General features: G+C 34.1%; 19 protein-coding genes. 18 read left to right on the forward strand and 1 reads right to left on the reverse strand.

Annotation, left to right across the window (positions count from 1 at the left end; genetic code table 11):
* Window positions 1–8: 8 nt before the first annotated feature.
* The 6 genes from EDD66_RS13270 to zupT all read left to right on the forward strand — a co-directional run bounded on the left by EDD66_RS13270 (window position 9) and on the right by zupT (window position 6,315).
* On the forward strand, window positions 9–1,169 hold the full coding sequence (locus EDD66_RS13270) for an ArsA family ATPase (RefSeq protein ID WP_123610076.1): 1,161 nt from the start codon (window positions 9–11) through the stop codon (window positions 1,167–1,169).
* A gap of 93 nt (window positions 1,170–1,262) precedes the next feature.
* Window positions 1,263–2,825: a putative DNA modification/repair radical SAM protein gene (locus EDD66_RS13275; protein ID WP_123610077.1), complete on the forward strand. Its 1,563-nt coding sequence runs from the start codon at window positions 1,263–1,265 to the stop codon at window positions 2,823–2,825.
* Window positions 2,822–3,598 carry a TIGR03915 family putative DNA repair protein gene (locus tag EDD66_RS13280; protein WP_123610078.1) on the forward strand — a complete coding sequence of 259 codons (777 nt, stop codon included), beginning with the start codon at window positions 2,822–2,824 and terminating at the stop codon, window positions 3,596–3,598. Before EDD66_RS13275 ends, EDD66_RS13280 begins: the two co-directional genes overlap by 4 nt.
* 299 nt (window positions 3,599–3,897) lie before the next feature.
* On the forward strand, window positions 3,898–4,845 hold the full coding sequence (locus tag EDD66_RS13285; RefSeq protein WP_123610079.1) for an L-lactate dehydrogenase: 948 nt from the start codon (window positions 3,898–3,900) through the stop codon (window positions 4,843–4,845).
* Window positions 4,846–4,914: 69 nt separating this feature from the next.
* Window positions 4,915–5,418 (forward strand): C-GCAxxG-C-C family protein, encoded by a 504-nt coding sequence (locus tag EDD66_RS13290; RefSeq protein ID WP_123610080.1) that lies wholly within the window; start codon window positions 4,915–4,917, stop codon window positions 5,416–5,418.
* A gap of 78 nt (window positions 5,419–5,496) precedes the next feature.
* Complete coding sequence (gene zupT / locus EDD66_RS13295; protein WP_330511232.1) at window positions 5,497–6,315, forward strand: zinc transporter ZupT; 819 nt, start codon at window positions 5,497–5,499, stop codon at window positions 6,313–6,315.
* Window positions 6,316–6,391: 76 nt separating this feature from the next.
* Here the strand turns inward: zupT and EDD66_RS13300 are convergent, their stop codons facing one another.
* The gene (locus EDD66_RS13300; RefSeq protein ID WP_123610082.1) at window positions 6,392–6,844 is read right to left on the reverse strand and encodes a MarR family winged helix-turn-helix transcriptional regulator; all 453 of its coding nucleotides are present in this window, start codon (window positions 6,842–6,844) and stop codon (window positions 6,392–6,394) included.
* Window positions 6,845–7,148: 304 nt separating this feature from the next.
* On the opposite strand from EDD66_RS13300, the gene EDD66_RS13305 reads away from it, so the two are divergent.
* The 12 genes from EDD66_RS13305 to EDD66_RS13360 all read left to right on the forward strand — a co-directional run bounded on the left by EDD66_RS13305 (window position 7,149) and on the right by EDD66_RS13360 (window position 22,018).
* Complete coding sequence (locus tag EDD66_RS13305; protein WP_123610083.1) at window positions 7,149–7,694, forward strand: glutathione peroxidase; 546 nt, start codon at window positions 7,149–7,151, stop codon at window positions 7,692–7,694.
* 23 nt (window positions 7,695–7,717) lie between these two features.
* Entirely contained in the window at window positions 7,718–8,698 is a 981-nt protein-coding gene (locus tag EDD66_RS13310; RefSeq protein ID WP_123610084.1) for a 2-hydroxyacid dehydrogenase, read from the forward strand.
* A 24-nt stretch (window positions 8,699–8,722) separates the two neighbouring features.
* Window positions 8,723–9,157: a D-aminoacyl-tRNA deacylase gene (dtd, locus tag EDD66_RS13315; RefSeq protein ID WP_123610085.1), complete on the forward strand. Its 435-nt coding sequence runs from the start codon at window positions 8,723–8,725 to the stop codon at window positions 9,155–9,157.
* 554 nt (window positions 9,158–9,711) lie between these two features.
* Window positions 9,712–10,545: a BglG family transcription antiterminator LicT gene (gene licT / locus EDD66_RS13320; protein WP_243115362.1), complete on the forward strand. Its 834-nt coding sequence runs from the start codon at window positions 9,712–9,714 to the stop codon at window positions 10,543–10,545.
* 91 nt (window positions 10,546–10,636) lie between these two features.
* Window positions 10,637–12,727 carry a PTS transporter subunit IIABC gene (locus EDD66_RS13325; protein ID WP_123610086.1) on the forward strand — a complete coding sequence of 697 codons (2,091 nt, stop codon included), beginning with the start codon at window positions 10,637–10,639 and terminating at the stop codon, window positions 12,725–12,727.
* Between the two features lie 124 nt (window positions 12,728–12,851).
* Window positions 12,852–13,094, forward strand: a complete 243-nt coding sequence (locus tag EDD66_RS13330; protein WP_123610087.1) for a (2Fe-2S) ferredoxin domain-containing protein — start codon at window positions 12,852–12,854, stop codon at window positions 13,092–13,094.
* Between the two features lie 55 nt (window positions 13,095–13,149).
* A complete protein-coding gene (locus EDD66_RS13335) occupies window positions 13,150–14,604 on the forward strand; it encodes a 4Fe-4S dicluster domain-containing protein (protein WP_123610088.1) in 1,455 nt (484 codons plus the stop codon).
* Window positions 14,605–14,804: 200 nt separating this feature from the next.
* The gene (locus tag EDD66_RS13340) at window positions 14,805–16,427 is read left to right on the forward strand and encodes a response regulator (protein WP_123610089.1); all 1,623 of its coding nucleotides are present in this window, start codon (window positions 14,805–14,807) and stop codon (window positions 16,425–16,427) included.
* A gap of 2 nt (window positions 16,428–16,429) precedes the next feature.
* The gene (locus EDD66_RS13345; RefSeq protein ID WP_123610090.1) at window positions 16,430–18,229 is read left to right on the forward strand and encodes a sensor histidine kinase; all 1,800 of its coding nucleotides are present in this window, start codon (window positions 16,430–16,432) and stop codon (window positions 18,227–18,229) included.
* A gap of 1 nt (window position 18,230) precedes the next feature.
* Complete coding sequence (locus EDD66_RS13350; protein WP_170164353.1) at window positions 18,231–19,196, forward strand: substrate-binding domain-containing protein; 966 nt, start codon at window positions 18,231–18,233, stop codon at window positions 19,194–19,196.
* A 317-nt stretch (window positions 19,197–19,513) separates the two neighbouring features.
* Window positions 19,514–21,007 (forward strand): sugar ABC transporter ATP-binding protein, encoded by a 1,494-nt coding sequence (locus tag EDD66_RS13355; protein WP_123610092.1) that lies wholly within the window; start codon window positions 19,514–19,516, stop codon window positions 21,005–21,007.
* A gap of 15 nt (window positions 21,008–21,022) precedes the next feature.
* Window positions 21,023–22,018, forward strand: coding sequence for an ABC transporter permease (locus EDD66_RS13360; protein ID WP_123610093.1), 996 nt, complete (start codon window positions 21,023–21,025; stop codon window positions 22,016–22,018).
* Window positions 22,019–22,077: the final 59 nt, after the last annotated feature.

Here is a 22,077-nt window from a genome sequence, read left to right on the forward strand (position 1 = left end):
TGAAAGATATGCGCATTATTCTATATACAGGAAAAGGCGGAGTTGGGAAAACCAGTGTAGCGGCAGCAACTGCCTGTAAGATTGCCGGCTCAGGTAAAAAAGTATTAATTATAAGTACAGACCAGGCACATAGTCTTGGAGATTCCATAGACCATAGATTAACCTATGAACCAACAAAAGTAGCAGATAATTTATATGCTATGGAGATTGATGGGGTAAGGGAGTGCGAGAATGCATGGGGAAATCTGAAAGAATATATGAAGAAGCTTTTAACTTCCAGAAGTGGAGAAAGTATAGAAGTAGAAGAATTATTAGTTTTTCCCGGATTTGAAGAATTAACCTCCTTGCTTAAGATAAAAGATATCTATGATAAGAATATTTATGATGTATTAATCGTAGATTGTGCCCCTACAGGAGAAACCCTGGCACTGCTTAAATATCCTGAAATGTTTGGTGACTGGATAAGCAAGCTGATACCAATGAAGCGTAAAGCAGTAAAAGTGGCAGGTCCGGCAGTAGAAAAGTTAATGAAAATACCAATGCCAAAAGATAGTATCTTTGATGAAATAGAAATCTTACATGAAAAATTACTGGGATTAAGAGAACTTCTGGGAAATAAAGAGGTGGTAAGCATTCGTATCGTAACCACTCCAGAAAAAATCGTGGTAAAAGAAGCAAAACGTAATTTCGCATATCTTCATTTATATGATTATAATGTGGATGCTATTATAGTGAATAAAATTTATCCCCAAAGCTCTCTTTCCGGATATTTTAATAAATGGGTACAAAACCAGAAAGAATCCCTTCTTGATATAAAAGAAAGCTTTACCGGATTACCAATCTTTTATCTTGAATTTTTAAAAAATGAATTAAGGACGTTAAAGTGTTTACAAATAGCAGGGGATAAACTTTATGAAAATGTAAATCCTTTTAATATATTATTTCAGGGAAAAATTTTTGCGGTTGCTAAGATGGAAGACAATGATTGTTTTATAATAGACATTCCATTCTTTGATAAAAAAGATCTGGATGTTTTTCAAAAAGGGAATGAACTGTTCATTATTATTAAAAATGAGAGAAGAAAATTTATATTACCGGATAAACTAAAGAATAAAGATATTACTGGTGCAAAATATATAGATGGTAAGCTAAATATAATTTTCCAATAAAATCACAAACAAATGTTCTAAAAATTCCTTGATTTGTTATTGACTTAATGATAAAATAAAAGCAAACATATGTTCAGGGAAAGGGATGGCAAAATGAATGTGATTTATGATGAGAATATGTCTCTTGAAAGAAAATTAGAGATTTTATCAGATGCAGCGAAATATGATGTAGCCTGCACTTCAAGTGGAGTGGATCGTAAAGGAACACCGGGAAGTATGGGGAACTCCATAGCAGCAGGCATATGTCATAGTTTCTCCAGTGATGGAAGATGTATCTCTTTACTTAAGATACTATTTACCAATGAATGTATCTTTGATTGTAAATATTGTCTGAATCGCGCTTCCAATGATATTGTCAGGGCATCCTTTACTCCGGAAGAGGTATGTTCTTTGACCATGGAATTCTATCGAAGAAATTATATTGAAGGTCTGTTCTTAAGTTCCGGAGTACTGAATAGTCCCAATTATACCATGGAATTGATCTGCCAGACTCTTAAGATGCTTAGGGAAGTATATCATTTTAATGGATATATTCATTGTAAAGCTATCCCGGGCGCAGATCCAACTCTGGTTGAGATGACTGGGTGGTATGCAGACCGTATGAGTGTGAATCTGGAACTTCCTACTACGGAAGGATTAAGGACATTAGCTCCTCATAAAACACGTAAGACTATTTTAAGGCCAATGAAGCAGATCCAGCTTGGCAGGGATGAGATGGCTGGTAAGTCAGCATACCAAGTGACTCAAGAAGCTCTGAGCGGATCTAATTTCTATGGTATAAAACAGAATAATAATAGGAATCTTCCAAAGAATAATAGTATTCATGAGACTAAAAATAATAGCTTAATTCAATTGCCACAGAAATACTCTGGAGGTTTACAAACTCAAGAAGAATCAGAGAATATAAATATCATTGCCAGAAATTCCTCTGCGTCCTTTGGTCTTGTGAAACCACCATCTGTTAATAGAGGTTTTGTTCCAGCAGGCCAGAGTACCCAGATGATCATTGGAGCTACACCTGAAAGTGACTATGAAATTATTTCAGTAGCTGAAGCACTATATCAGAAATTTGATTTAAAAAGAGTATTCTACTCTGCATATATTAGTTTGAATCAAGACAGTTTATTGCCTGCTCTGCCTGATGGGCCTCCCTTACTAAGAGAACATAGATTATATCAGGCGGATTGGTTACTGCGGTTTTATGGATTTCAGGCATCAGAATTACTTTCTAAAGAGAGACCCAATTTTAATGTCTTCCTTGATCCAAAATGCAATTGGGCATTAGGAAATCTAGGACAATTTCCAGTGGAGATAAATAAAGCGGATTATTTCACTTTACTTCGTGTTCCTGGAATCGGAGTGAAGTCAGCCCAGAGGATAGTAAAAGCAAGGCAGCTTGCCAACCTTAAATTTGATGATCTAAAGAAAATAGGAGTTGTTTTAAAGAGAGCATTATACTTTATAACTTGTAATGGCAAGATGCTATATCCAGTAAAGGTTGAAGAGAACTATATTACCAATCAATTGATTAGTTTAAAAGAAAAACTACCATTAGGTATTGATGGAAGCAATTCTTATAAACAATTATCTTTATTTGATGATGTTAAGTTTAGTTCAATGAACGGTATCATGAATGTTAGGAGTATGTCCTTATGATCACTAAGAAGATTTTTATGTGTGAAGATAGTGTTGATGGAATTTTTACTGCCATCTATGATGCCTGGGATAGCAGATATGGACATGACAATGTAAGAATTCAGGTCCAGGGGGAAGAAATGGAATTAGAACTATTCTCTGAATATATTGATGTGGGACCGGATGAAGAAAAGATAAGAAAAGTGGCAAGATCCATAAAGGAGAAAATTTCAGAAGAAGCTTTTGACATGGTATGTAAGGCGGCCTGGTCCCATGAAAAGAATAAAGGAGATGTGATCTATCGTTTCCTTATACTAGGCTTTCACATTGGTTCAAAAGTAATAAACCTTCACAGCAATGATACAGTGATCAAGATGTTCAATATGAATCGGAATGTATTCTATGAGACACATCATTTTTTAGGATTTATTCGATTTACAGAAAGTAAGAATCATATACTGTTCTCTAAGATAAATCCTAAGAATGATATATTACGGCTGATCGCTCCGCATTTTTCGGATCGTCTGAATAATGAGAATTTCATCATATATGATGAAAAGAGAAAATCAGCAATTGTTCATAGAAGTGGTTATCCGTGGATTTTTACCTATGCCAATGAACTGGATGTGGATAAGTTAAGTAATTTATCCCCTGAGGAAGAAGAATTTCGTGCTCTTTGGCAAACATTTTTTGATACCATTGGAATAGAGGAACGAAAAAATTACAGGTTGCAACGAAATAATTTACCAAAGCGTTTTCGCAGCAATATGGTTGAATTTAATACACAAGACTGAACAAAGAGCAAGAGTATTATTAGAACTGTTATTAAAAACTCTTGCTCTTTGAATTATGTTCCATGAAATGACTTGCAATTATTAAATAATTATATCACTAAAGTTGATTATATTAGATGAGGTTTATGATTCATTATTTTTGATAAGTTTCTAAATAATATAACTAGAAAATTTCTGTTTATTTAGTTATGATATAAGTATCTCAAATTCTGGAATGATAGTGTAATAATTTGGCGATATTAATACAATAGAATGAAAGAGTAATTTATATTTTTAAAAATAATAAAAAGAGGTGGATCATGAGAATTAGCAGAAACAAAGTTGCAATTATCGGAGCAGGAGTGGTCGGTACAACGATTGCCTATAGCCTTGTATTGCAGGAAGTATGTGCAGAGATTACTTTAATTGATATTAATGAAGTAAAGGCATCTGGAGAAGCAATGGATTTACAACATGGGATAGAATATTGTGGAAGAAATACTAAGATCACAGCAGGAAATTATATGGATTGCAAGGATGCTGAAATTGTTGTGATTACAGCCTCTGCACCTTATAGTGGAGAATTGGACCGCCTGCAGATGATGGACAAAACAGCAAACATTATTAAATCCATTGTGCCTAATATTATGGAAAGCGGCTTTGACGGAATCATCGTAGTAGTATCAAATCCTGTTGACATTATATCGTATCTTGTTCATCATCTGTCAGGGCTTCCAAAGAGTCAGGTGATTGGAACTGGTACTGCTTTAGAGACTGCCCGGCTAAAACAGCATATTGGTGAAATTTTAAATATTGATCCAAGAAATGTAGAAGCATTTGTTTTTGGAGAACATGGAGATTCGTTGACGGTTCCCTGGAGCCACGTAAGAGTCAGCGGTAAAAATCTAATGGAAATCATAAGAGATAATCCAGAATACAGTGATTTAGATTTAAAGAAGATAGAAGAGTCCACCAGAAAAGCAGGCTTTGATGTACTTGGTAAAAAGGGAAATACCCAATATGGAATTGCCAGTGTGGCAACAGGAATCATTTCTGCTATCTTAAGGGATGAATATAAGGCAATACCAGTGTCAACATATTTAGATGGTGAATATGGAGTAAAGGATGTATTTTGTGGTGTTCCGGCTATTTTAAACCGATATGGAGTTGTAGATATTGTAGAATTACATTTAACAGAGGAAGAAACGGAACGATTTGACAATTCAGTAAATGTCATTAAAGAGAATATAGAAAAATTAGGACTATGAGTATAAAAATGGAGAAACGTAAGAGTAGATGAATATTCTTATGTTTCTTCTTATAAAGAGGGAATAAATATGAAATATAAATTAGAACAAGTAAATGAAGAGAAAAGACCGGGATGCAGCTCCCATGGTGAAAAGGCAATGAAATTCTTTAAAGAAGGTTATAACTGTTCCCAATCGGTATTCCTGGCATTTAGCAATGAATATGGAATGGATACAGATACAGCATTAAAATTAGCTTCTTCCTTTGGAGGAGGAATGGGCAGATTAAGAGAAGTATGTGGTGCAGTCAGCGGTATGTTTTTAGTGGCAGGTTTGATATATGGTTATTCTGATCCGAAAGACTTTGAAAATAAAACGGAGCATTATAAAAGAATTCAGTATCTTGCGAAAGAATTTCAGGATAAGAATCAATCCATAATCTGCAGGGAACTTCTAAATCTTACTGATAAAAAAAACGACCCTGTTCCGGAACAACGGACAAAGGAATATTATCAAAAAAGGCCTTGTGTAGAACTGGTCGGGATGGCAGCAGATATTATGGAAAAATATATAGAAGAGAATAAGACTGAATAAGAGGAAACCTTAATTCTGGTATGATTTTAGCCTGGTATGAATATTAGTAAAATAACGGATATAAAGTAGGTGTAAATCATAAACAATTATAATTTTTTATTTGCATTTGGAATCACTTTATTCGCAGGAATGGCTACCGGCATGGGAAGTTTATTGACTTTATTCATAAAGCGGATGGATCATAAATTTCTAGCTGGCACACTGGGATTTTCTGCCGGAGTGATGATGTATGTTTCTACGATCGAAATGTTCCCGGAAGCAAGTAAGGTGTTAATACATACGTATGGTTTTACAAAAGGTTACGGATTTACAATAATAGCTTTTTTTGGCGGTATTGCATTAATTGCCATCATTGACCGTCTCATTCCAAGTGATTTGTTACCGGATGGATCAGGGAATAATATCATATTAAAAAAGGCGAAAAATTCCATTGGAGTCAAAGATTTTAAAATGCTAAGAACTGGATTATTTACCGTTTTGGTAGTGGCATTGCATAATTTCCCGGAAGGCTTGGTAAGTTTTATGACAAGTTTAAAAAATCCTGCATTAGGAGCCAGTATTGGAATCTCTATTGCGATACACAATATTCCAGAGGGTATCATGGTGTTTTCTCCAATATATTATGCTACCGGAAGTAAAAGAAAAGCGTTCTCTTATTCCTTTTACTCTGGGTTAACGGAACCGTTAGGCGCATTGATTGGATATTTTTTATTATACAATTTTCTTAATGCGACAACCCTTGGTATTATCCTGGCAACGGTGGCAGGAATCATGGTTTATATATCTATTGATGAATTATTACCTTCAGCAGAAATCCATGGGGAACATTATACTGCTGTTTATGGTTTTATTATAGGTATGGCAGTGATGGCTATGAATGTATTATTGTTTTCATAAATATGAAAGAAAGAGCAAGTAAACAGACATCTCTATTACTTGCTCTTTCTTTTGTATTTTTAATTCATCTTATCTATTAAGTTTTATCTGATTTATTAATATCTCCCATAAATTCATGGAGATAAGACAGAAGCTGCCTGATATTTTGAGTATTTATATTTGTTGAACAAAGTAAATCTTCTGGAATATGAATTGCTTCTTTTTTCAGATCTATTCCTTTTTGAGTTAATTTAATATATACATTCCGCTCATCATTACTGCTTCGAATTCTCTTAATATAATCAAGAGCCTCCAATTTTTTCAGAAGAGGGGTCAATGTACCTGAATCCAGATAAAGCCGTTTCCCCAGCTCCTTTACAGTAACCTGATCTTTTTCCCATAGAGCAAGTAAGGTGATATATCCGGTATAAGTAAGTCCAAGAGGATCAAGAATTGGTTTATATTTTCTGATAATCTCTTTGGAGCTGACATAAAGAGCAAAACATAGCTGATTATCAAGTGTTAATATATTTTCTAAATTATAATTCATATTCTCCTGATTAAAATTTTGTTTTTTTGACGACTTCATAAAATGTGGAATCCTTTCATTGTATTTCATGCAATTAAATAGTAACCAATTAATTAAGAAAAGTCAAGAAAAAGGATTGACATTTACAATTTAATTGTTTAAAATTAAATTGTAAACAATTAAAAGGAACTGTATCTTAATTAAGTTCCACTTAATAGGAGTAAAAAACGTGAACCGGTACATAATGAAAGTATTAAATAATTATTATGTACATTAATGCAAATCAGACTAAAATAGAATGAAATTCAAGAGAGGAGAAAAGATTATGAATATTTATGAATTTAAAGCAAAAAATAGATTTGATGAGGAAATAGTCTTAGACCAATATAAAGGAGACGTTGTACTTATTATTAATTCCGCAACTCAGTGTGGATTTACACCACAGTATGATGCTCTTCAGGATTTATATGAAAAGTATGCCAATGATGGATTTGTAATTTTAGACTTTCCATGTAATCAATTTGGAAATCAGGCACCAGGATCAGATGAAGAAATAGCTTCCTTTTGTGATGCCAATTATGGTGTCAGTTTCCCAACATTTTCAAAAATAGAGGTAAATGGAGAGAATGCCCATCCCCTTTTTAAATATCTTGTAAATGAGAAAGGTTTCGCAGGATTTGATGAAGGCCATAAATTAACACCTGTTTTAGATAAGATGTTGTCTGAGGCAGATCCGGATTATAAAAACAAACCAAGTATTAAATGGAACTTTACTAAATTCCTAATTGATCGTGAAGGCAATGTTGTGGAAAGATATGAACCAACGGAAGATATCTTTAATATTGAGGAAAGAATAAAAGAATTATTATAGCTATATAAATTGGAGGTCAGAACATGGTTAAAATATGTTTCTATGATACAAAACCTTACGATAAAATCTATTTTGAAGAATTAAGCAAAAATTATGATTTTGAGATAGATTACCTGGAGTCCAAGTTGAATCATAAGACCGCAGTTTTATCGAATGGTTATGATGCAGTGGTTGCTTTTGTAAATGATACCATTGATAGTAAAACAATTGATATTCTTTATAACAATGGAGTGAAGATGATTGCCATGCGTTGTGCAGGATACAATAATGTTGATTTTAAAGCGGCAAAAGGCAAGATACATGTGGTGAGAGTACCGGCTTATTCACCATATGCAGTTGCTGAACATGCGATAGCATTATTATTAACATTAAATCGAAAGACACATAAGGCATATATTAGAACAAGGGATTTTAACTTCAGCCTCAATGGGCTGGTTGGATTTGATCTTTATGGAAAAACCATGGGAGTGATAGGAACAGGTAAAATAGGAAAAGTTTTTATAGATATATGTAAGGGGTTCGGACTTAAGGTAATTGCTTATGATCCATATCCTGATAAAGAATCAGGGATTCAGTATGTTGACTTTAATGAATTATGTAAAGAATCGGATATTATATCCCTTCACTGCCCTTTGACAAAGGATACGCTGCATATGATCAATTCCAAATCAATGGATAAGATGAAAGATGGAGTTTATATTATTAATACTTCCAGAGGTGCACTCATAGATACAGAAGATTTATTAAATGCAATTAAAGATGAAAAAATCGGTGGTGCGGCATTGGATGTATATGAGGAAGAAACCGAACTTTTCTATGAGGATATGTCTTATAAGATCATACAGGATGATGTGCTGTCAAGAATTATTTCCATGCCCAATGTAATTGTCTCTTCCCATCAGGCGTTTCTGACAAATGAGGCGCTTCATAATATCGCAGATACTACCCTTCTTAATATAAAACGCTTTTTTGTCGATAATATATTGGAAAATGAAGTTTGTTAATAATATTAAGGAGAGAAATATATCATGAAATTTGTAATACAAAGGGTAACCCATGCTAAGGTAACAGTTGAGAATACGGTGGCAGGAAAGATCAATAAAGGCTTTTTAGTATTCATTGGTGTAGGAGCAGAAGATACCAAAGAAGAAGCAGACCGTCTGATCAATAAAATGATTCATTTACGTATCTTTGAAGATGAGAATGGGAAAACTAATCTTGCTTTAAAAGATGTTAAAGGAGAACTTTTATTAATATCTCAATTTACTTTGTATGCAGATTGCAGGAAAGGAAACCGTCCTTCCTTTATAAATGCCGGGAAGCCGGAATTAGCCAATGAACTTTACGAATATATTATCAGTGAATGTAAAAAGCATATTGAAGTAGTAGAGAAAGGCGTTTTTGGTGGAGATATGCAGGTTGAACTTTTAAATGACGGGCCATTTACAATAATTTTAGATTAAATATAAAAAGTATTGACTTTATAAATTTATAATGATAAAATTGCACGGGTAAGTCAAAGAAATGGATTGTGACTGATGATGCAGGCAAGACCAACTTAGTAGTAGCAATTATTACAAGTATGGTCTTTTTTTTCGTGATGGCAACGAGCCGATCAGCAGTATAACTAAACCGGAACCTATGTTTACATAAAGGTTCCAGTTTAGTTATACTGATAGTGGGCGACTGCCCACGAACTTTAGAAGCACGAAGGGCTTCTAAAGTCTGTAAGGCGAGCAATATATTGTAAGGCAATATATTATAAGGCAATATATTGTAAGGCAATATATTATAAGGCAATATATTGTAAGGCAATATATTGTAAGGCAATATATTGCTTGGCGCTATATATCCACAAGGCGCTATATGGTCGAAAGCATCAGATACAGTGATACTTCCAATTGTTAGACGCGTAAACAAAACAGAAGATATCCGGTAAAATTTGATTCATAGAATTGACTTAATTCATAGAATTGATTTAATTCATAGAATTGTTTTGCAGAATGAGAGGGATAGAATGTATAAGATTACAAAAGTAATTAATAACAACTTTATATGTTCTGTGAATGAAAAGGGAGAAGAGGTAATACTTAGAGGTCCTGGAATAGGATTTGGCAAGAAAGCCAATGATCTTGCAGCAGAAGATAAAATTGAGAAAATTTATAGCATGACATCTCAAATAGCACTTAGCAAGTTACAGAGCCTGGTTGCTGATATTCCTCTTATTCATGTAGAAGTTTGCACGGAGATTATCGAAAAGATCAAGAAAGATCTGGGAAAGCAATTAAATGACAATATCTATATTACTTTGACAGACCACCTTAATTTTGCAATAGAAAGACAGCGTATGGATCAAGAATATGCCAATGCAATTTTGTGGGAAATTAAAAAGTTTTATCCTCTTGAATTTAAGATGGGGTTGCAGGCATTAGACATTGTGAAAGAAAAATTAGGTGTAACATTAAAAGAAGATGAAGCGGGCTTTATCGCACTTCATATTGTAAACTCTGAGTTAGATACTAATATGAATGAGATGGTGCAGATAACAAACCTGATTCAGGATATCCTGGAAATAACCAAGAATTACTACAAGATAGAATTTGATGAAGATTCCCTGCATTTTTCAAGATTTATTACTCACCTGAAATATTTTGGACAGAGAATATATCATAATAAAAAAGTGAAGGATAATGATTTTCATCTGCAAAAAATTATAAAAACGAATTATAGTAAAGATTATAAATGTGCAGAACTAATACAAAATTATGTAAAAGACAAGTATCATCAGGAGTTGACTGGCGAAGAGATGATGTTTTTAACCTTACATTTAAAAAGAATATCTTTTGAATAAAGTGGATTGTGACTGGTTATTCAGGCAAGACCTAATTAGGAATAATTGGGTCTTTTTTTATGCAAAATAATATATCATGGAGGTAAATAAAATGAAAGATAAGATATTTGGTGTATTACAGCGTGTAGGTAGATCATTCATGTTACCTATTGCAATATTGCCTATTGCAGGTTTATTTTTGGGAGTTGGTGGTTCTTTTACCAATGAAACAATGCTGGAAACTTATAATTTAACAAAAGTAATGGGTCCTGGAACTTTTATCTATGCATTGCTTACTGTATTAAAAGCAGCAGGTGACATTGTTTTTGGCAATTTACCATTAATTTTTGCGATTGGTGTAGCAATTGGCATGGCAAAAAGAGAAAAGGAAGTTGCAGCCTTAGCCGGTGCAATTGCATTCTTTATTATGCATGCATCCATTGGTGCCATGATCACTATCAGCGGTGGTACAGAATCCATGCTTGCCGGTTCTTCAGCCTCGGTACTTGGTATCACTTCATTGCAAATGGGCGTTTTTGGAGGTATTATTGTTGGTCTTGGGGTAGCCGCATTACACAACCGTTATTATAAGATAGTACTGCCACAAGTCTTATCGTTCTTTGGTGGTACAAGGTTCGTTCCTATTGTTTCAGCAATAGTGTACATGATTGTAGGAATCTTAATGTTCTATATTTGGCCGCCGGTACAAACAGGTATCTACTCTGTAGGGGATTTGGTCCGTAACTCAGGTTACGGTGGAACAATGATTTATGGTATTATGGAAAGAGCGCTCATACCATTTGGCCTACACCATGTATTTTACTTACCTTTCTGGCAAACAGCAGTTGGCGGGACTGCACAAGTTGGAGGTCAGTTAATCGAAGGTGCTCAAAATATCTTTTTTGCCGAATTAGGAGCTACAGGTATTGAACACTTTAATGTGGAAGCAACAAGATTTATGTCCGGTAAATTTCCTCTTATGATATTTGGACTACCAGGAGCTGCATTGGCAATGTACCACTGTGCAAAAACCAATAAAAGAAAAATCGTTGGTGGTTTATTACTATCAGCGGCACTTACCTCCATGTTAACAGGTATCACTGAACCGATTGAATTTACATTTCTTTTTGTAGCACCAATCCTTTATGTAATTCATTGTGTATTTGCAGGAGCGGCATATATGATAATGCATATGCTAAATGTTGGTGTTGGGATGACTTTCTCAGGCGGTTTTATTGATATGTTCTTATTTGGTATTTTACAAGGCAATGATAAAACAAATTGGCTTAATATTGTATTAGTGGGTATCGTATACTTTGCCGTGTATTATTTCTTATTCAAATTTTTAATTATGAAATTTGATTTTAAGACACCCGGCCGTGAAGAGGATGATCAGGATGTAAAACTTTATACAAGAGCTGATGTAAATGCAGCAAAAGAAGCAAAAGCCGTAAAGGGTGACAATGGAGCAGATGAAGTATCTCCATTGATCGTAAAAGGTTTAGGGGGAAGCCAAAATATTAGCGATGTAGATTGTTGTGCAACCAGACTTCGTGTTACTGTGAATAATCCAGATAAAGTAAAAGATGATATATTAAAACAAAGCGGCGCTGCAGGAGTCGTGAAAAAGGGGAATGGCATTCAGGTAATCTATGGACCGCGTGTTACGGTCATTAAATCAAATTTAGAAGATTATCTTGCAGAAGGCCATCATGAAGAAGATTCAGAAGATTCCAATATGGTTAATGATAATAAAGAAGTCATTCATGCTCCAATAGAAGGTAGAATCGTAACATTAGAGGACGTGAATGATGGTGTGTTCTCGGCAGGTATGTTAGGGAAGGGTATTGCAATAGAACCTATGAAAGGCCGTGCAGTATCTCCGGTAGATGGGACTGTTTCAACTGTATTTGAAACAAAACATGCAATTGTCATCACATCTGATAGCGGTGCTGAAATATTGATTCATGTGGGAATGGATACAGTTCAGTTAAATGGGAAACACTATACGACTCATGTGAAAGATGGTGACAAAGTTAAAGTCGGTGATTTATTAGTAGAATTTGATATGGATAAAATCAAAGAGAAAGGTTATCGTTTAATTACACCTATCATCATTACAAATACAGATAGCTACAAAGCAGTCAGTCCTTTTGCAACAGGGGATATCAAAGAGAAAGAAGCAATTTTAAATATAGAATAATATAGTTTTACAGAAAGCCAGTATCTGAATAAATACAATTCAGATATTGGCTTTTTTTATTATGTGTGATAGAATTTTTATTAACGTTAAAAAATTAACAAAAATCAATATAAGGAGGTCAATTATGACGATTACCATATGTATCGGAAGTTCATGTCATTTAAAAGGTTCCAGGGAAGTGATTCGCAATTTAGAAGAATTAGTAGAAAGAAATGGACTTCAAAATAAAGTAGAAATGGAAGGTTCCTTTTGCCTGAACCAGTGTGTGAAGGGAGTTTGTGTAAAGATAGAAGATCAAATATATTCTGTAACCCCTTCTACCACAGAAGAATTTTTTAAAAATGAAGTGTTAACAAGAGTGAAATAGTCTTATTTTTTTGCATAATTTTAATAGTTAAATAAATATCAATAAGGAGATAAAAATGCTAGAGAAGAATTATAATTTAAGTAATATAAAACATGAAGTGTTATTAGAAGTTGCTAAACTTGCGAAAAATAATAACCTTAGTGATGTTGATAAATTGCCATATCAAATGATTGAAGGGCCCCAATCTAATTTTAGATGCTGTATCTATAAAGAGAGAGAAATTATTAGTCAAAGAGTCCGCTTGGCACAAGGAAAATCGCCAAGTCCAACAAAGGAAAATAAAAACATTGTTCAGGTAATCAGCAGTGCATGCGAAGGATGTCCTATTGCGAGATATGTTGTTACTGATAATTGTCAAAAATGTATGAGCAAAAAATGTCAGCAGGCATGTAAATTTGATGCCATATCCATGACAAAAGACAGAGCATACATAGAAGCATCCATATGTAAGGAATGCGGAGCCTGCGCACAAGCCTGTCCATATAATGCAATTGCAGATCTTATGAGACCTTGTAAAAGAAGCTGTCCGGTAGATGCCATATCAATGGATGAAAATAATATTGTCATTATTAATGAAGAAAGGTGTATTAATTGTGGGTCCTGTATTAAAGACTGTCCTTTTGGCGCAATTTCAGACCGTTCTTTTATGGTGGATGTAATTAAACTGATACAAACAGGAATTCCCGTGTATGCAGAAGTAGCACCTGCGATTGAAGGACAGTTCGGGAAAGGAATATCCATTGGAGCCCTCAGAGAAGGAATAAAGAAATTAGGGTTTGTGGATATGTATGAAGCAGCAATAGGTGCAGATATTGTTGCTGTGAATGAAGCAAGAGAACTTATAAGAGCCAAAGAAGATGGGCATAAGATGACTACATCCTGCTGTCCGGCATTTGTTAATATGATAAAGAAACATTTCCCAACAGTCATAGATTGTGTTTCCACAACAGTATCTCCAATGACTGTAACTGCAAGGCTTATAAAATCAGCTCATCCAGATGCTGTTGTAGTTTTCATTGGACCTTGTATTGCCAAGAAAGGTGAAGTACTTGAGAGTGTCACTCAAGACAGTGCAGACTATGCATTGACCTTTGAAGAGCTGGATGTACTGTTTGAAGCATTTGAGATAAACCTCAATACGGAAGAAAGATATCTTCAGCAGGCAAGTATTTATGGAAAACAATTTGCCAGTTCGGGTGGAGTGACAAAAGCAGTAGTTCAGGCGATTGAGGAAGAAGGATTAAATAGTGAGGACTATAAGGTGCGTCAGTGCAATGGAGCCGATGAATGCAAGAAAGCATTGATGATCTTAAAGAGTGGGAAATTACCGGAAGATATTATTGAAGGTATGGCTTGCGTTGGAGGATGTATGAATGGACCGGCAAGCAGGATAACAGGTCCTGTCACAATGAGGAATCGAAATGAATTACTTGACCAGACAGATGGAAGAGGGATTCATGAAAATCTAAATAATTATGAAAAATATAATTTTTCTGTACATAGGAAATAATAAAAAGAGACTGTCCCATTTCTGGTCTTATAACTACAAGAAGATCTATGCTCTTTCCTGACACACACTGCTGTCCTTGACTGAGATTATAAATGATGATAGACTACTATTAAAACAAATGAAAACAACACGAATCAACGTGGTATTTGTTGGAATTTGGAGCGATTGGACAAGATAAAAGTTGTTTGGGAGGAGCCATAATGTATACGGTATTACTAGTTGATGACGAAGCTTTAGTAAGGGAAGCAATTAGTTCTAATATGGCATGGGAAGAATTAGGCTATGAATTAATTGGAGCATGTAAAAATGGGAAAGAAGCCATGGAGTTTCTGAAAGAGAATAGAGTTGATTTAGTCATTACTGATATTTGCATGCCTTTTGTTGATGGCTTGGAATTATCTAAATTTGTATTTGAAAGTTATCCCGATTCAAGAGTAATTATTATTAGTGGTTATAATGAATTTGAATATGCGAAAAAAGCTGTAAAATACAGAGTGGCAGAATATGTTCTAAAGCCTGTAACAATGGCAGAGCTTAGTGAAGTTTTATTAAATGTCAGGAAGACCTTATTTGAAGAGAAAATTAAAAAAGATAGTATGAAGAAGCTGGAGGTTGCTTATATTAAAAACCTTCCTATATTAAGAACAAGATATTTAAATCAAATGGTGAATGGAATTCGTAAGGAAGAATTAGAGGAAGATATTCAACTAAAATTAAAAGAGCTAAATATCAGTATAGAGGGTAAGTATTATACCGGAGCAATTGTCATGGTTGAAAAAACAGAGGAATTTCTCCTTATGATGCCGGAAGCAAAGAAAGACTTGCCAGCCTTTATTATCTTTAATATTTTAGAAGAAATGCTTGCAGCAAGTGCGAATAATATTGTTTTTCAGGATTTAAATAATAATACAGTGATTTTATCAGGGACCGAATCAGAAGAGGAACACAGACAGCAATTTCAAAAGATATTTGAAGAGTGCAGAGGGATTGTAGAGCGTAACTTTGGTTTAGGCATTACGATAGGTATTGGAAAGAAAGTAACCGCTCTTGGGAAAATAAGCAGGTCCTATGAGAGTGCAATTACAGCTTTACATTATAGATTTTTATATGGAGTCAATCGTATTCTGGATATCCGGGATTTTGCAAATAGAACTTCCAAAAACTATGATTTTAATGAGGAGATTAAAAGATTAGTTACAGCAATTAAGATCAATAGTGCTAATGAGATTAATGAGATCTTAGCAGAAATGAAAGAGTTATCCAGAAAGTACCTGATTTCCCAAAGCAGAGTATACGCTGTATTACAAAATTTAATTGTTTCAGTAAATCATCTTTTAGAAAATGCCAATGTATTAAAAGAAAATCTGGAGGAGAAACAGGAGGAAATATTACAGAGATTATATGGTGAAGAAACTTTGGATGACATTGATATGGTCATGGGTAATTATTGCCTCTATATTGGTGAATTGTTGTCTGAACAAAGAGAAGGCTCAGGCAAAAAACAGGCAATCCTTGCAGTGGAGTATATAGATAAGAATTATGCCAATCCAGAATTGACCCTGCAATCCATCTGCAATGATCTTGCAATCAGCACCAGTTACTTTAGTACGATCTTTAAAAATTATACCGGAGAAACATTTATAGAAGCTTTGACTAAGAAACGTATGAATAAATCAATGGAATTATTGGCAAATACCTCTATGAAGATATACGAGATCGCAGAAAGGGTAGGCTTTAGTGATCCTCATTATTTTGCAATTACATTTAAAAAATATACAGGAATGACACCGAAAGAATATGCCAAAGAAAGAAGGCGTGAATAGTTATGAATCGTAAAAAGAATAACTTTTTGCCCCTTCCTTTCAAACGTATTCGAATGAATATGATTTTCTTCTTTTCTGTTTTAATCCTGTTTGCTTTGTTCGTATATTTAGGGATATCTATTCAGGTAACAGAAGAAGCAGTACTTGAGAATTCTACTGAGTATACAAAACAACTGATTGGACAAGTGAATAATGATATTGATGTTTATATCAGTTACATGGAGAATATATCCACTATGGTGGTTTCTAATATGGATATCAGAGAATATCTAAATGGGAATAAATTGGATTATAATAGAGAAGAAATTCTTAGAAATAGAGTATTGTCCCAGTTTGAAACCATATTGAATATGAGGGAAGACATCTATAATATAGGGATTTACGGGGAAAATGATAAAATGATTTTAAATCGTGGAAATCAGATTATAAACCCCAATGTTGATGTAAAAAAAATGGATTGGTATGTAAAAGCAGTCAGATCAGACGGACGCAGAGTGCTCTCTTCTTCTCATGTTCAAAATCTTATTTATGATGACTATAAATGGGTGGTAACTTTAAGTAAAGCTATTAGGACAAAAGATACAGGTGAAGTTCTTGGAGCTTTACTTGTTGATTTAAATTATAGTTCTATCACAAATCTTTGCCAGAATATAAATATGGGCAATAAAGGATATATATTCTTGCTTGATGAAAAGGGAGAGGTTATCTATCATCCAAAACAGCAATTGATCTATACAGGTTTGAAGAGAGAAAAGATATCAGAAATCCGGGCCTGTGAAGATGATCATTTTATTACAACGGTAGATGATGAAACAAAGCTCTATTCTATGTCAACTTCAGAAAAGACAGGCTGGACCGTGGTTGGTGTGGCTAATATTGATGAGTTAGTTACGAATAAAGAAAAAACCCAGAAGACATATTTCTTAAGTGTATTATTATTACTGTTAGCCGCAGTGATCGTTGCATTTATTTTTTCTGATCAACTTACAAAACCAATCACGGAATTACGTAAGTCCATGAAAGAAGTAGAAAAAGGTAATTTTGAGGGGATAGCACTGCAGGATCTGGGTGATAGTGAAATCGGCATGCTCTATCGTTCTTTTAATATAATGACTGATGAAATCCAAAATTTAATGCATGATAAGATGAAACATCAAAAACAAAAATATAAGTTAGAACTCAGGGCATTGCAGTCACAAATCAATCCTCATTTCCTGTACAATACTCTGGATTCTATTGTATGGATGGCTGAGGGGGGCAACAATAAAGAAGTTGTTATTATGACCTCCTCATTAGCGAAACTTTTAAGACAGAGTATTAGTAATGAAGAAGAATTTGTAACGATCGATAAAGAAGTGGGATATGTGAGAAGCTATCTTACAATACAAAAAATGCGTTATAGAGATCAGCTTAACTTTGAAATTGATGTAGACCCTTCCATTCATTGGTATCAGATCGTCAAGCTTACCTTACAGCCACTTGTAGAAAATGCCATATATCATGGAATTAAATACAGAGAAACAAAGGGAACAATTAAGATTTTAGGATATGAAGCCGGAGATGATATCATACTTCAGGTCATTGATAACGGAGTAGGAATGGATGAAGAAACATTAAATCATCTATTTGATAAAAAAGAAAAATCAGAGAAAAGTAATGGTGTTGCCATTGAAAATGTAAATCGCAGATTAAAACTTTATTATGGGGAAGATTATGGTCTGTTCTATGAGAGCAGGATTAATGCAGGAACTACGGTAAGCATTGTAATTCCAAAGGGGGAAGGTGCGATACAGGATGAATAAGATGAAAACATATAGTAAGAAGTTGATTATATTAGTATTTGTAATAGGAATCCTGTTTCTCTTTTATAGTAATCAGATGAAACCCCAAAAAGCTTATAAGATAATCTGTATTACAAAGATTATGGATGAGACAAATGGATTTTGGAATTCTATTATGGATGGTGCCAATTTGGCTGCTTCTGAATTTGGAGTTGAATTATCCATTAGCGGGCCAGATGTGGAAGAAGACTATATAAAACAGAATCAGTTAATAGAAGAAGCGATTAAACAAAAACCGGATGCTATTGTTCTTGCAGCTGCTGATTATGAAAAAACTAATGAAAGTGCAAAGAAGATAGTAGAAAATGGAATTAAGCTTGTTCTAATTGATTGTGAAGTTAAGGATGATATTGCTGATACTACCATATCTACGGATAATTATAAAGCAGGAATCCGAATGGGTGCTGTGATGAAAAGGCTGCTGCAAAACGAAGATCAGATAGGAATTATAAGTTTTGTAAAAGGAACTTCAAGTGCGATTGATCGGGAAGCAGGTATTCGAATGGGCCTATCTGATGATCAGGATAGAATTGCAGAAATTGTATATTGTGATTCAGATTATGATAAGGCAGAACAGCAGACGAAAGAAATGCTTCAAAAAAACCCTAAAATAACAGTATTAGCAGGATTAAACCAATATTCTTCCGTAGGAGCTGGAAAAGCAGTTAAAGAGTTAGGACTGGGTGGAACCGTCAAAATAATTGGATTTGATAACGCCAGGGAACAGATTAAATATCTGGAAGAAGGTATTTATGAGGCAATTGTAATACAAAAATCTTTTAATATGGGATATCTTGGGGTAGAGAGTGCAGTAAAACTCATTAAAGGGGAACGTGTAGAGAAGGAAATTGATTCCGGTTCTACTCTTATTACCAAAGACAACATGTATTCCAGTTTAAATCAGAAATTATTATTTCCATTTGAATAAATACTTGTGGGGCATCCTTATCACGTTAGTGAAGTTTATCACATTTTATGTTTTCAAAATAGTGTATGATTATCCAACAGAGACAAACGGTCTCTTTATGGATTAATCATACACTATTATTTTTAGTTATTGGTCACAATATACAAATCCCACATGACAAAAAGGTTAAAATATTACGAAAAGTAATATTTTAACCTTTTCACGTAAGATAATCTATTAAAATTGAACAAAGCCTATCTTATAATGTACATACGATAGTTGATACAGGATTTGAGGCATTTCTCAGATCCATATTAGAAAGTGGAAGGTGAAAACAGATGTCTAGGACACTAATCTCTATGGAAGGAATTGATAAGTCTTTTGCTGGAGTAAGCGCTTTAAAGCAGGCTAAGCTTGAGGTGAAAGCTGGCGAAGTACATGCGCTGATGGGCGAAAATGGTGCCGGAAAATCTACTTTAATGAAAATCCTTACAGGTATCTATAGTAAAGACAATGGTTCCATAAAGTTTGATGAGAAAGAAGTAGAATTTAAAAATCCAAGAGAAGCACAGGACGCAGGTATTGTTATTGTTCATCAGGAACTTAACATGATGAACCATCTTACAGTTGCTCAAAATCTTTTCATAGGTAAAGAAAATATGAAAGGTAAGTTCATTAATGATAGAGCAAATAATGAACAGGCAAAATTACTGTTTAAGAAAATCAATATTGATATTGATCCAAAAGAAATAATGGGGAATCTTACTGTCGGCAGACAGCAAATGGTGGAAATAGCAAAAGCAATTTCAACAGATGCAAAAGTAATTGTATTTGATGAGCCAACAGCTGCATTAACAGAAACAGAGATTACTGAATTATTTAAAATAATCAGGGATTTAAGAAATAAAGGTATCGGTATTGTTTATATATCACATAGAATGGATGAAATAAAACAGATTACTGACAGGGTTACAGTAATGCGTGATGGTGAATATGTTGGAACTTTAATTACAGAAGAATGCACGAAAGATGATATCATCAGCATGATGGTAGGACGTGTTATCTATGAAGATCCAAAGCAAACAAGTAATGTACCGGCAGATGCACCGGTTGTATTAAGTGTTAAAAACTTAAATGCAGGAAAAATGGTCCGTGATGTAAGTTTTGAACTTAAAAAAGGTGAAATACTTGGCTTTTCAGGATTAATGGGTGCAGGAAGAACGGAAACTGCAAGAGCGATCTTTGGAGCGGATCCTAAAGAAAGTGGACAAATTTTTGTTAATGGAAAAGAAGTTACAATTAATAATCCTATGGATGCCGTTAATGCTGGTATTGGATATCTTTCAGAAGATAGAAAACGTTATGGAGTAATTGTTCAAAAAACGGTTGCCGACAACTCAGTAATGGCAAACCTGGAGAATTATAGTTCCGGTATTTTTATCAATGATAAAAAAGTAAAGAAAGATTCTAAAAAATATGTGGAATTATTAAAAACAAAAACACCTTCTGTAGATCAATATGTAATGAATTTATCCGGTGGTAATCAGCAAAAAGTAGTTATTGCAAAATGGTTGATAAGAGATAGTGAAATACTCATCTTTGACGAACCAACAAGAGGTATTGATGTTGGTGCTAAAAGTGAAATATATTCACTTATGAATGAACTGGTAAAAGAGGGAAAATCAATCATAATGATATCTTCCGAATTAACAGAGGTTCTAAGAATGAGTGACAGAGTCATTGTTATGTGTGAAGGAAGAATAGCTGGAGAATTTTCAATTGAAGAAGCAAATCAAGAAAAGATTATGCATTCTGCAACATTGAGAAAATAGTAGGAGGATTTAAAAATGGGAAACAATTCATTAAAACGTGTATTTAAGAATATGGGTACACAAAAATTAATTGCAATATTAGCTTTAGTATTTATTTATGTATTTTTTGCAGTCTTTAGCAGTTCATTCAGAACTTCTAATACTTTAATCAGTATTTTCGATTCATCCTATTATATAGGATTTATGGCAATCGGTGTGACATTCGTAATTATTACCGGGGGTATTGATTTATCCATAGGAACGGTTTTAATTTGTTCCTCATTAATTGGCGGTGTTCTTTACGAAAAAGGATTACCACTTGCACTTGTTTTAATCTGCATTATATTAATTGGTGCATTATTTGGATTCATAAATGGTATATTAGTTTCTAAATTCAAATTACCAGCGTTTATCGCAACTTTAGGTACAATGATGATTACAAGAGGGTTTGGCTCAATTGTTACAAAGACGAAGAGTATTACATATCCGCTTCGTACAGCAGAAGATGGATGGTATAAATCATTATTCCGTACAGGTCCCATTGGTAATATGGAAACAGGCTTTCCAACAGGTTTCATTATTTTAATGGTATTAGCAATAGCTATGGCTATTTTCTTAAATAAAACAAGACCGGGCAGATATATCTTAGCATTAGGAAGTAATAAAGAAGCCACACGACTTTCAGGTGTAAATGTTGTAAAATGGGAAACACTTGCTTATGTAATCAGTGGTACATTCGCTGGTTTGGCAGCAATTTCTTATATAGCAATTTATTCTACTGTTCAACCTGGTTCAGGTAATGGTTTTGAAATGGATGCAATTGCAGGTGTAGTTATTGGTGGAACATCACTTGCAGGTGGCGTTGGTTCTATTGCAGGAACAATCATTGGTGTATTCATCATGAGTATTTTAAAAGTAGGTCTTCCATTTATTGGACTCCAACCACATTATCAATTATTTATAACAGGTTTTGTAATTATTCTGGCTGTTTATGCTGATGTTCGTAACAGAGCAAAATCAAGTAAAAATTAACTTAGTTTATAATCCTGGATACAGGGTATAAAAATAAATGTTCATAAGAATAAAGGAGG

Source organism: Mobilisporobacter senegalensis, assembly GCF_003752155.1.
Taxonomy (GTDB): Bacteria; Bacillota; Clostridia; order Lachnospirales; family Lachnospiraceae; genus Mobilisporobacter; species Mobilisporobacter senegalensis.